General features: G+C 67.4%; 10 protein-coding genes. All 10 read left to right on the top strand.

The annotated features are described in order from the left end of the window. Positions 1 to 76 precede the first annotated feature (76 nt). The 10 genes from AC27VL_RS19355 (at position 77) to AC27VL_RS19310 (ending at position 11,956) form a co-directional block, all read left to right on the top strand. A complete protein-coding gene (locus AC27VL_RS19355; protein WP_100553441.1) occupies positions 77 to 733 on the top strand; it encodes a type IV pilus inner membrane component PilO in 657 nt (218 codons plus the stop codon). Between the two features lie 26 nt (positions 734 to 759). Beyond that, positions 760 to 1,266 carry a pilus assembly protein PilP gene (locus tag AC27VL_RS19350; protein ID WP_080150643.1) on the top strand — a complete coding sequence of 169 codons (507 nt, stop codon included), beginning with the start codon at positions 760 to 762 and terminating at the stop codon, positions 1,264 to 1,266. A 21-nt stretch (positions 1,267 to 1,287) separates the two neighbouring features. Beyond that, positions 1,288 to 3,270, top strand: coding sequence for a type IV pilus secretin PilQ (locus tag AC27VL_RS19345; protein ID WP_488767947.1), 1,983 nt, complete (start codon positions 1,288 to 1,290; stop codon positions 3,268 to 3,270). A gap of 306 nt (positions 3,271 to 3,576) precedes the next feature. After that, positions 3,577 to 4,602: an AAA family ATPase gene (locus AC27VL_RS19340; protein WP_191078561.1), complete on the top strand. Its 1,026-nt coding sequence runs from the start codon at positions 3,577 to 3,579 to the stop codon at positions 4,600 to 4,602. 8 nt (positions 4,603 to 4,610) lie between these two features. Beyond that, positions 4,611 to 5,540 (top strand): DUF58 domain-containing protein, encoded by a 930-nt coding sequence (locus tag AC27VL_RS19335; RefSeq protein ID WP_488767945.1) that lies wholly within the window; start codon positions 4,611 to 4,613, stop codon positions 5,538 to 5,540. Then, complete coding sequence (locus AC27VL_RS19330) at positions 5,537 to 5,986, top strand: DUF4381 domain-containing protein (RefSeq protein ID WP_488767943.1); 450 nt, start codon at positions 5,537 to 5,539, stop codon at positions 5,984 to 5,986. Before AC27VL_RS19335 ends, AC27VL_RS19330 begins: the two co-directional genes overlap by 4 nt. Further along, entirely contained in the window at positions 5,983 to 6,987 is a 1,005-nt protein-coding gene (locus tag AC27VL_RS19325; protein ID WP_100553436.1) for a vWA domain-containing protein, read from the top strand. Before AC27VL_RS19330 ends, AC27VL_RS19325 begins: the two co-directional genes overlap by 4 nt. A 17-nt stretch (positions 6,988 to 7,004) precedes the next feature. Further along, positions 7,005 to 8,867, top strand: a complete 1,863-nt coding sequence (locus tag AC27VL_RS19320; RefSeq protein ID WP_488767949.1) for a tetratricopeptide repeat protein — start codon at positions 7,005 to 7,007, stop codon at positions 8,865 to 8,867. Next, entirely contained in the window at positions 8,864 to 10,564 is a 1,701-nt protein-coding gene (locus AC27VL_RS19315; protein WP_488767941.1) for a BatD family protein, read from the top strand. Before AC27VL_RS19320 ends, AC27VL_RS19315 begins: the two co-directional genes overlap by 4 nt. 57 nt (positions 10,565 to 10,621) lie before the next feature. Then, positions 10,622 to 11,956 carry a dicarboxylate/amino acid:cation symporter gene (locus tag AC27VL_RS19310; RefSeq protein WP_089236644.1) on the top strand — a complete coding sequence of 445 codons (1,335 nt, stop codon included), beginning with the start codon at positions 10,622 to 10,624 and terminating at the stop codon, positions 11,954 to 11,956. The last annotated feature ends 98 nt before the right edge of the window (positions 11,957 to 12,054 follow it).

The raw sequence follows: 12,054 nt of genomic DNA, 5'->3' as shown, positions 1-12,054 counted from the left end.
CCGCACCCAAGCCTGAGGGCAGCCGCCTGGCGCAGCCGCCGCAGGCCTTCCACGCCCCGCTGCAGGGGGATCGCGCATGAGCAAGAAAGTCGACATCAAGAACCTGGATTTCAACGACATCGGCAACTGGCCGAGGAACGCGAAGATCGTGTTCTGCTCGCTGATCGCCCTGGTCATCATGTTCGTGCTTTGGATGCTGCTGGTCAGCGGCAAGCGCGAGGAACTGGCCGGTCTGGAGTCGCGGGAAACCGAGCTGCGTGCCGAGTTCACCAAGGAACAGGAACGCGCGGTCAACCTGGAACCGTTGAAGCAGCAGCTGGCACAGATGGAGCAGGTCCTGCAGCAGATGCTGCGGCAGCTGCCGAGCAAGACCGAGATGCCTGACCTGATCATCGACATCTCGCAGACCGCGCTGTCCAGCGGCCTGGCCAACGAGCTGTTTGAACCCGAGCAGGAGCAGATCAAGGAGTTCTACGCCGAGAAGCCGATCAAGCTGCGGATGGTGGGTAGTTACCATCAGTTCGGCGCCTTCGTCAGCGGCGTGGCCTCGTTGCCGCGGGTGGTGATCCTGACCATGCACGACATCAACCTCAAGCCCAAGGACAAGACCGGCGGCAACATCCGTGCCGGTGCGCTGGAACTGTCCGGTACGGTCAAGACCTACCGTTACCTGGATGAGGCCGAGGTCGAGGAACAGCAGAAGGCTGAAGCGGGCAAGGAGGCGAAGAAGTGATCCGTTCCTTCATTGCACGTGGTGGGATGGCGTTGACGGTGCTGCTGCTGGCCGCCTGTGGCCGCGGTGTGACCAGCACGCCGGGTGATGCACCCAACCTGGAAAAGTGGGTCGAAAGCGAGCGTGCGCGACCGGCGCAGCCGCTGGAGCCGCTGCCGGTGATGCAGCAGTTCGAGACCTTCGAGTATTCCGCGCAGGGCATGCGCGATCCGTTCACCGATGCCTGGACCAACCCGCAGCAGGGGAATGGGGGACTGCGGCCAGATCCGAACCGACGCAAGGAGCCGATGGAAGGCTTCCCGCTTGACGCGCTGGACATGGTCGGCACCATCGGAACAGGCGCCGGCACCGTGGCGCTGGTGATGGGGCCGGACAAGGTGACCTACCGGGTGCGTCCCGGCGGTTACCTGGGGCAGAGCGACGGGCGGGTCACCGCGGTCTTCGAAGACCGCGTGGAGCTGATCGAACTGGTGCCGGATGGCGCGGGTGGCTGGCTGGAACGTCCAGCAACACTCGCGCTGGAAGATCAATGATCGTTTACTGGGGATAGCACGATGACCTTTCACCAAGCCAAGGGGCTGCGTCCCATCCGGCGCTCTACCTTGAACTGCATCAGCGCGCTGGGAGTCGCGTTGATGCTGGCCTGCGCTCCGGCGCTGGCCGCCGCACCGTCGGAAAAGCCGACCGGCACTGCGCTGGCGGCGACGCCGGCCGCTGCGCCGGCAGGCCTTTCGGTCGCACGCATCGACTTCAAGCGTGGCGATGACGGCGCGGGCCGCCTGATCCTGCAGTTCGACGGCCAGGGCGCCATGCCCGACCTGCGCAGCCAGGGCAACAGCGTGGTTGTCGATGTCGGCAACGCACGCCTGCCGGCCAACCTGCAGAAGCCGATGAACGTCACCGACTTCGCCACCCCGGTGCAGCGCATCGACGCCAAGCCGTCCGGCGCCGGCACCCAGCTGGTGCTGAGCACCGGCGGTCCGGTCGAGTCACTGGCCTACCAGAGTGGCAACGAGTATGTGGTGGAGATCAGCCCGCGGCAGGCTCAGGCCGCCGTTGGTGCCGTCACTGCCGGCAGCGTGACCCAGGCCGCCAAGGGCATGCCGCAGCGTGGCTACGCCGGCAAGCCGGTGACCTTCAACTTCCAGGACGTGCCCGTGCGCACTGTCCTGCAGCTGATTGCCGAAGAGTCGAATCTGAACGTGGTGGCCTCCGACTCGGTGCAGGGCAATGTGACCCTGCGCCTGGTCAACGTGCCGTGGGACCAGGCGCTGGATATCGTGCTGCGTGCCAAGGGCCTGGACAAGCGTCGTGACGGCAGCGTGGTGTGGGTTGCGCCGCAGTCCGAGCTGGCCAAGTTCGAGCAGGAGAAGGAAGACGCGCGCATCGCGATCGAGAACCGCGAAGATCTGATGACCGACTACGTCCAGATCAACTATCACAGTGCCACACAGATCTTCAAAGCACTGACCGAGGCCAAGGGCATCGGCGGCTCCGGTGGTGGTGGCGGCGGTGGTCAGGGTGGCAGCGGGTCGGCGTCGCAGGAAGACAGTGGTTTCCTGTCCGCGCGTGGCCGCATCGTCGCAGACGAACGCACCAACACGCTGATGATCAGCGACATCCCGAAGAAGATCGCGCGGATGCGCGAGCTGATCAACGTGATCGACCGCCCGGTCGACCAGGTGCTGATCGAGAGCCGCATCGTCATCGCCACCGATACGTTCGCCCGCGAACTGGGTGCCAAGTTCGGCGTCAGCGGCAGCCGCGACAACGTGTACTTCAGCGGTAACCTGGAAGCCAACGCCAAGACCCGCCAGTCGCAGGTGGACGCCAACAACGCCAATGCGAAGGCTGAGCGCGACTGGATCGCCGGTGGCCGCGTGGGCCCGCCGCCGGTTTCGGTCGGTTCGGCCATCACCCGCGGCCTGAACTGGAACCTGCCAGTGGCAGCGGCCAGCAATCCGGGCTCGCTGGCATTGTCGATCCTCAACGCGGGCTACCTGCTGGACGTCGAACTGTCGGCCATGCAGGAAGAATCGCGCGGCGAAGTGATCTCCAACCCGCGCGTGGTCACCACCAATCAGCGTGAAGCGTTGATCAAGCAGGGCAAGGAAATCGGCTATGTCACCATCAGTGGTGGCGGTGCCGGCGGTGCAGCTACCCCGAACGTGCAGTTCAAGGAAGTGGTGCTGGAACTGAAGGTCACCCCGACGATCACCAACGACAACCGCGTGTTCCTCAACATGGCGGTGAAGAAGGATGAGGTCGAAAGCTACATCGTGCTGGAAGGCTACGGCCAGGTGCCCAACATCAACCGCCGCGAGGTCAATACCGCCGTGCTGGTGGAAGATGGGCAGACCGTGGTGATCGGTGGCGTGTATGAGTTCACCGACCGCAACAGTGTCAGCAAGGTGCCGTTCCTGGGCGACGTGCCCTTCCTCGGCAACCTGTTCAAGAAACGCGGTCGCAACAAGGACAAGGCCGAACTGCTGGTGTTCGTGACCCCGAAGGTCCTGCGCGTGGCGCGCCAGAACTGAGACGTTGCACCTGTTGCATCCGACCGGGGCCGCCACGTGCGGCCCCGCGTCGTTTGCGCCAGTAGATCCACGCCATGCGTGGATGGGCGAGTAGATCCACGCCATGTCCCTCCAGTAGATCCACGCCATGCGTGGATGGGTGAGTAGATCCACGCCATGTCCCTCCAGTAGATCCACGCCATGCGTGGATGGGTGAGTAGATCCACGCCATGCGTGGAGGCTGTTCAGCCGTTCTTGATGCCAGCAGCCGGACGGCCTGCGATGATGTGGGGAACCCGAGCCATCCTGCGCCGGTCAAAGGCCCCCATGAACCTGCCTCCGCCGATGCCCGAATCCATTTCTCCGCCGCCTGCCCCCGTCACCTCGCGCCTGCATGCCGCTTTCAGCGACCTGCGCGATGCACTGTCGGCCGAGATCGTCGGTCAGGCGGCGCTGGTCGAACGCCTTCTGATCGCCTTGCTGGCCGATGGCCACCTGCTGGTGGAAGGTGCACCGGGCCTGGCCAAGACCACGGCCATCCGGGCCTTGGCGGCGCGGCTGGAAGCAGACTTCGCACGGGTGCAGTTCACCCCGGACCTGCTGCCTTCCGACCTGACCGGCACCGAGATCTGGCGCCCGCAGGAAGGGCGTTTCGAGTTCGTGCCGGGGCCGATCTTCCACCCGATCCTGCTGGCCGATGAAATCAACCGCGCGCCGGCCAAAGTGCAGTCCGCGCTGCTGGAAGCGATGGGGGAACGCCAGGTCACCGTCGGCCGCCACACCTACGCGCTGCCATCGCTGTTCCTGGTGATGGCCACGCAGAATCCGATCGAGCAGGAAGGCACGTTCCCGCTGCCGGAAGCGCAGCTGGATCGTTTCCTGATGCACGTACGCATTGGTTATCCGGACCAGGCGGCCGAGTCGGAGATTCTGCGGCTTGCCCGCGAGCGTGCCCGGGGTGCGCTTGGCGAGGCCGCAGCGGCGCCGGAAAAACTGCCGATGCAGGATGTCTTCGACGCGCGCCGCGAGGTGCTGGAGCTGCACATGGCCCCCGCGCTGGAGCGCTATCTGATCGAACTGGTGCTGGCCTCGCGCGACCCTTCGCGCTACGACGCCTCGCTGGCGCGCCGTATTGCGTGGGGCGCCAGCCCCCGTGGCTCCATCGCACTGGAACGATGCGCACGGGCGCGGGCGTGGTTGGCTGGGCGTGATTTCGTCACCCCCGACGACGTGCGTGCCGTGGCCGCCGATGTGCTGCGCCACAGGGTCCTGCCCAGCTATGAAGCCGTCGCCGAAGGGTGGGATGGTGAGCGCCTGGTGCAGGAGCTGCTGGCCCGGGTACCGGCACCCTGAGTGCGCGCATGACCGGCACGACCAACGGACCTGCTCCGGGTACCAGCGAAGGCGATGGTCTGCGACCGCAGTTGGCCGAGCTGGTGGCATTGCGGCGCCTGGCACAGCTTCCGCCACCGCCTCGTCGAGGGCGAGCGGGCAGTGCAGGCCAGGCGCCTTCGCCGCTGCGCGGACGCGGCATGGAATATGCAGAATCACGCGAGTACGTGGCGGGCGACGACGCGCGCCACATCGACTGGCGCGTCACTGCACGCACCGGTCGCACGCACACCAAACTGTTCCAGGCAGAGCGCGAGCGGGTCACCCTGATCGTTGCCGATACGTCGCCTGCGCTGTATTTCGGTACCCGCGTGCGCTTCAAGTCGGTGCAGGCGGCGCGCGCCGGTGCCGTCGCGGCATGGTCCGCACAGCGTCGCGGCGATCGCATCGGTGCATTGCGCGGCAGTGATCGTGAGGCACCGATCGCACCGGCCGGCGGTGCGCGCGGTGTACTGCGCGTACTCGACGCACTCACGCGCTGGTACGCGCAGCCACCCGCCGATGACCTCGGCCTGGAGCGCGCGCTGGACCATGCCGGGCGGGTGCTGCGCCCCGGCGCGCGGATGCTGGTACTGGCCGATCCGCAGCAGGCGATCCGCATTCCGCCGGCGCGCTGGAGCGCACTGGCCCAGCACCATGACCTGAGTCTGTTGCTGCTGGTCGATCCGCTGGAGCTGCAGCCGCCAGCGGCGCCCCTGCAGTTTCTCGCCGCACAGCAGCGCATCGGCCTGGACCTGCGTCGCAGCGATGTGCAGGCGCACTGGCAAGCGCATTTCGTCGAACCGCTGCAGCAGCTGCGCAGCCAGCTTGCCGCACGTCGCGTCGATGTGCAGGTGCTTTCCACCGATGCGGCCAGTGATGCCTGGCTGGCGCCGGCACCGACGGAGGTGCCGGCATGAGTGCCTCCCTGCCACTGCGTGATGTGCAGTTGCCGGCCTCGCCAGCGTGGTGGCCACCCGCACCTGGCTGGCTGATGCTGATCGCACTGGTTCTGCTGTTGCTGGCAATCGTTGCTGCGCTGGCCTGGCGTCGGCGCCGCCGACGCCAACATTGGATGCGAGTGTTCGATCAGGAGATTGCGGCAGTGAACGGCGCGCCGTCGGAACTGGCAGCCATCGCCAGCCTGCTGCGGCGTGCGGCGCGTCAGGCACGCCCGGGCAGCGAAGCACTGCGCGATGACGCGTGGTGGCAGCATGTCGATCCCAAGGACACCCTGCCGCCTGCGCAGCGCAATCTGTTGGCCGAGGGTGCCTATCGTCCTCACGTGGATGCCGCTGCCGTGGCCGACGTGCGCGCGTGGGCGCGTGCGCGTTACCTGGCGTTGCTGCAGGAGCGCCGACGATGAGCGCGCTGGCAGCTTACTGGCCGTGGCCGGATCTGCAGCTGGCGTGGCCGCTGGCACTGCTGGCACTGCCGTTGCCGATCCTGATGTACGCGTGGAAACGGCGTGCCGACCCGGGCGCGGCGCTGCGCGTACCCTACGCCGCTGCCGAACTGGAAGCACTGGCTGGCGGCGGTCGTGTCGGCGTTTCCTGGCTGCGCAGCGGCTTGCTGTGGCTGGGCTGGCTGGCGCTGTGCGTGGCGATGGCGCGTCCGCAGCAACTGGGTGAGGCGATTACCCCGCCACAGGAAGGCCGGCAGATGATGCTGGCAATGGACGTGTCCGGCAGCATGAGCGAGCCGGACATGGTGCTCGGCGCACAGGCGGTAGAGCGCCTGACCGCTGCCAAGGCGGTATTGGCCGATTTCCTCGACCGTCGTGCCGGTGATCGCGTCGGCCTGCTGGTGTTCGGTGATCGTGCCTACACGCTCACGCCGTTGACTGCGGATCTGTCCAGCGTGCGCGATCAACTGCGCGACAGCGTGGTCGGTCTTGCCGGGCGCGAGACGGCCATTGGTGATGCCATCGCGCTGGCGGTCAAACGCCTGCGCAACCAGCCCGAAGGGCAGCGTGTACTGATCCTGCTGACCGACGGCGTCAGCAACGCCGGTGTGCTGGAACCCCTGCGCGCCGCCGAGCTGGCACGTGCCGAAGGCGTGCGCGTGCACACCGTGGCCTTTGGCAGCGACGGCAGTGCGCGGTTCTTCGGCATTCCCGTGGCCGCCGACCGCGACCCGGTGGACGAGGCAACACTGCGCAGGATCGCCGAGATGACCGGCGGCCGCTTCTTCCGTGCGCGTGACACCGACCAGCTGGTCGGCATCTATGCCGAACTGGACCGGCTGGAGCCGATCGCCGCGAAGGGACCGACACTGCGTCCGCGCAACGAGCGCTATGCATGGCCGCTGGCTGTCGCGTTGCTGCTGGGCGCGTTGGCGTGGGTATGGCCGGAGCGCCGCCGATGAGCGCGACCTTCCTGAAGATGCCCGACTGGAGCGCGTTCGACTTGAGCACGTTCGATTGGAGCGCGCTGCATTTCCTGCGCCCGGAGTGGTTGTGGATGCTGGTGGCACTGCCGCTGATCGTGGCCGTGGCCGTATACCGGCAGCGGCGCAGCGACGCCTGGCGGCAGGCAGTCGACGCCCATCTGTTGTCGCACCTGCTGGCCGGTGAGGGGAAGCGACGCGCGCGCCTGCCATGGGCGTTGCTGCTGGGCTGGACCCTGGCTGCACTGGCGATGGCTGGCCCCAGCTGGCGGCAGCAGGCGCAGCCGGTCTATCAGGCCAGCGCGCCGCTGGTGGTGGTGCTGGATCTCTCCAGCCGCATCACCGCGACCGACCTGCCACCCTCGCGGCTGCTGCAGGCGCGGGCAAAAATCGGCGCGTTGCTGCGCGCTCGTCAAGGCGGGCAGGTGGGTCTGGTGGTGTATGCCGAAGATGCCTATACCGTGGCGCCGTTGACCGACGACGCTGCAAACGTGGCGCTGTACCTTGATGCGCTGGCGCCGGAGGTGATGCCGCGTGATGGCCAGCGCGCTGATCGTGGCATCGACTGGGCGGTCCGGTTGCTGCGGCAGACCGGTGCCCTGCGCGGCCAGATTCTCCTGGTCAGCGACCAGGCTGACAGCGAAGCGATGCTTGCGGCAACGCAGGCGCGTGGTCTCGGCCTGCAGGTGTCGGTGCTGGGCCTGGGCACGCCGTCCGGCGCCGCCTATCGCGATGGTCAAGGCCAGATCGCTCAGGCCGCGCTGGATGAAACCAGCCTGCGTGCCGTCGCCACCGCAGGCGGCGGGCGTTACCAGCGCATCGCCAGCGATGATCGCGACCTGCAGGCATTGGGCGTGCTGGATGCCAGCGATGGCGGTGCACTGCAGCGGCCCGGACAGGCCCGGCAGTGGCAGGACGAAGGCTATTGGTTGTTGCCGCCGGTGATGCTGTTGGCACTACTGGCGTTCCGCCGCCGTGCGGTACTGGCGGCAGTGCTGGCCGTGGGTCTCCTGCCCTTGAGCGGGCAGCTGCAGGCGCAGCCGCGCGCGCCGACAGCTGCACCGACACCTGCACCTGCAGCGGGCACGTTGTGGGAACGTGCCGACCAGCGTGAGCATGCGCGCCTGGCTGCGGGCGTGCAGGCCTACCGTCAAGGTGATTTCGCTACTGCCCGCAAGCAGTTTGAAGGCATCGACAGCGACGCCGGCTGGTACAACCTCGGCAACGTGCTTGCCCGTCAGGGCGACTACGACGGTGCCATCGCCGCCTACGACAAGGCCCTGACGCGCCACCCGCAGATGGCCGACGCCGTCGCCAACCGTGCAGTGGTCGACGCTGCGCGCAAGCGCAAGCCGCCGTCGAACAACGACCAGGGGCAGGGCAAGGGGCAGCAGAAGCCGCAACAGGGCCAGCAGCAGAACCAGCAGGGACAGCAAGGCCAGCAAGGGCAGCAGAATCAGCCGCAGCAGGGCCAGCAGAATCCGCAGCAAGGCCAGCAGAATCCGCAACAGGGTCAACAAGGCCAGCAGCAACCGCAGGGCCAGAAGGGCCAGCAGAATCCAGCGTCTGCAGGCTCCGGCCAGCAGGGTGCGAAACAGGAGCCGCCGCAGGCAGCTGACCCGCAGGCCCAGGCGCAGGCCGATGCCCAGCAGCGTCAGCGCATGCAGCAGGCCCTGCAGCAGGCGCGTGCTGGCGAAGCCGGCAAGACGGCAGTGCGCGGCGCTGGCGGCACACCGCAACAGCGCGAGGAACAGCAGGCCGTGGAGGCCTGGATGCGGCGCGTACCGGATGATCCGGGGGCACTGCTGCGGGCCAAGTTCCAGTTGGAAAACGAACGTAGAAAGAGGGAAGGGCGATGACAGGCATGGCGAGCAGGCAATTCCGGTGGCCTCTGCCTGTGCTGGCGATGCTGCTGCTGTGGCTGCCGATGGTGGCCATGGCGCAGACGCGTGCCTGGCTGGAACAGGACAGCATCGCCGCCGGTGATGCGGTCACCCTGCACATCGAGACCGACGAAGGTGCACCGGACTATGCACCGTTGAATGCCGATTTCGCGCTCAGCGCGCAGAGCAGCAACCGCCAGGTGCAGTGGAGCAATGGCGGCGTCCAGCAGCGCAACCTCTATACGGTTGCGCTGACGCCGCGCCGCACCGGTACGCTGCAGGTGCCCTCGTTGCAGGTCGGCAGTGCACGCACGGTGCCCTTGGTGCTGCAGGTCAGTGATGCCGTGGTGGCCACCCCGCAGAGCAATGCCACCGCCTTCATCGAAACCGAGGTGGATGACCCCACGCCCTACGTGCAGCAGAGCGTGGGCGTGGTGGTCAGGCTGTACTTCGCTTCGCAGCTGGCGTCGGGCGAACTGGTGCTCGACACCCCCAGTGGCGCGTCGCTGCAGCGGGTGGGCGAGGACCGCAGCGACGTACGCCAGGTCAACGGCCGTCGCTACAACGTGGTCGAACGTCGCTTCCTGCTGATCCCCGAGCGCAGCGGTGCGTTGCGTCTGACTGGCGCACGCTTCACCGGCCGCAGCGCCGGGGGCTTCTTCGATGACTTCTTCGGCAGCGGTGGCGATGGCCGCATGAATGCTGTCGGTGCCGAACGCACGCTGCAGGTGCAGGCGCAGCCGGCGCAGGCCGTGCAGCCGTGGCTGCCCCTGCACGGCCTGCAGTTGCGCTACACCGCTGCACCCAATAGTGCGCGTACGGGCGAAGCCGCCACCGTGATGGTCGAAGCGATCGCCAACGGCGCTACCCGGGCCCAGTTCACCGATCTGCCCGTGCCCGACCTCGGCGACGCCGCGCAGGTGTTCGCCGAACCGGCCCAGTACGAGGAAACCTTCAACGGCAGCACGCCACGCCTGAAGATCACCCGGCGCTATTCGATCGTGCCGCGGCAGGTTGGATCGCTGCGCGTGCCCGGGCCACGCGTGGCCTGGTGGAACGTGGACAGCGGCAGTGCCCAGCAGGCCAGCCTGCCGGATCTGGAACTGGCCGTGGCGGCGGGCCGGGCCGGCGCGCCCGTGGCACAACCGATCGATACCGATGCCGCGCTGCCGGAAGACGCCGCCCCTTCGGTCGCATCCTCTCTTGCACCGACCGCAGCCGGCACCCGGCCGTGGCCGTGGATGGCCGCCGCCGCAGGTCTGGCGCTGCTGTGGCTGTTGACCCTGGCATGGGGATGGCGACGTGGGCGCCATGCAGTCGCCCATGCCCGTACGGTTCCCCGCCCTGGAGTCATCGCACCTGCGACGTCGTCGCGTGCCAGTGTGGCCGAGCTGCGCCGGGCCATCGATGGCGAGGGCTTCGACCAGGTGGAGGCGCTGCTGTGTTCGATGGCGGGCGTGGAGCGCCTGGAACAGGTGATCGAGCGGCTGGCCGATCCGGCCCAGCGGCAGACCCTGCAGGCGTTGCAGCAGGCGCGCTGGGGCGGATTGGGCGATGTCACCGCGCTGCGGGCCCGTCTGCGCGAAAGCTTCCGTGACGGACCGCACTGGTCGGCCGCCAGCGGCGCCGTCGACACTGGGCTGCCGCCGCTGTATCCGCCGCGGCAACCCTGAACCGGCGCGGCTTGCGCGCTTTGTTAGAGTAGATTCATTTTTCGAGGAATCCCGCGCATGACAGCAGCTGCTGCCGACAAGAAGAAGTTGCCCCTGCATTGGAAGATGGGCATCGGCTTTGCGATCGGCCTGGTCCTGGGACTGATCGTGCATGCCCTGGGCGGCAGCATCGAAGGCCTGCAGACCGGTGCCAAGTGGGTAATGGACTACGTCACCACCCCGGCTTCGGGCCTGTTCCTCAACCTGATCTTCATGCTGATCGTGCCGCTGATCTTCTCGGCGCTGATCATGGGCGTGTCGGAGATGGGCGACATCCGCGCCCTTGGCCGCATCGGCTGGAAGACGTTGGCCTACACCGTGCTGCTGTCCGGCATCGCTGTGGGTATCGGCCTGGTGCTGGTCAACCTGCTCAAGCCCGGTGCCGGCGTCGACCCGCAGGTGGCCGCGCTGATGCTGTCGGAGAACGCCGAGCGCAGCAAGGAAATCGTGGCTGGCATCCATGGCACGCCGAAGGGCATGGACATGCTGCTGTCGATCGTGCCGAGCAACGTGCTGCAGGCCGCTTCGGACAATGGCGCGATCCTGTCGCTGATGTTCTTCGCGCTCATGTTCGGTATCGGCATGGTGCTGACCGACGAGGCCAAGGTAGCCCCGCTGCGTCGCGCCATCGAAGGCGTGTTCGAAATCTCGATGACCCTGATCAACCTGGTCATCCGCCTGGCGCCGTATGCCGTGGCCTGCTTCATGTTCAACCTGGCCGCGCTGTTCGGCTTCGACCTGATCATCCGCCTCGGTGCCTACGTGGGCGTGGTGGTGCTGGCGCTGGGCCTGCACATGGTGGTGACCTACGGCACCGCGGTATGGCTGTCGGGGCGTTCGCCGCTGGCGTTCTTCCGGCAGACCCAGGAGGCCACGGTGATGGCCTTCTCCACCGCCTCCAGCAACGCAACCCTGCCGACCGCGCTGCGCGTGGCCGACCAGATGGGCCTGCCGCAGCGTGTGTCGCGCTTCGTGCTGACCGTAGGCGCCACCGCCAACCAGAACGGCACGGCGCTGTTCGAGGGCGTGACAGTGATCTTCCTGGCCCAGTTCTTCGGTGTCGACCTGAGCATCGGCCAGCAGGTCATGGTGATGGCGGTCTGCATCCTTGGTGGTATCGGTACGGCCGGTGTGCCGTCCGGCTCGCTGCCGGTTGTGGCGATGATCTGTGCGATGGTCGGCGTCAATCCGCTGGGCATCGGCCTGATCCTGGGCGTGAACCACTTCCTGGACATGTGCCGCACCGCGCTGAACGTGACCGGCGACCTGGCCCTGACCACCCTGGTGGCCAAGGGCGAAGCCGCGGACACCCCGGCCGAGATCGCTGCCGCCGCGGCCCGTCTGGACAACTGACCGGTAGTGCCGGCCCCCGCGCCTTCCGGCGCAGCCCCCGGACTCCGGGGGCGGTAGTGGGGGAGGCTCTCCGTGCCACCCCCACCCTCCCTTGACCT

The sequence above is a fragment of the Stenotrophomonas sp. 14P6.2.3 genome, assembly GCF_057799055.1.
Note: the sequence above shows the minus strand (reverse complement) of the source record. Positions and strands in the feature narration are given on the sequence as shown.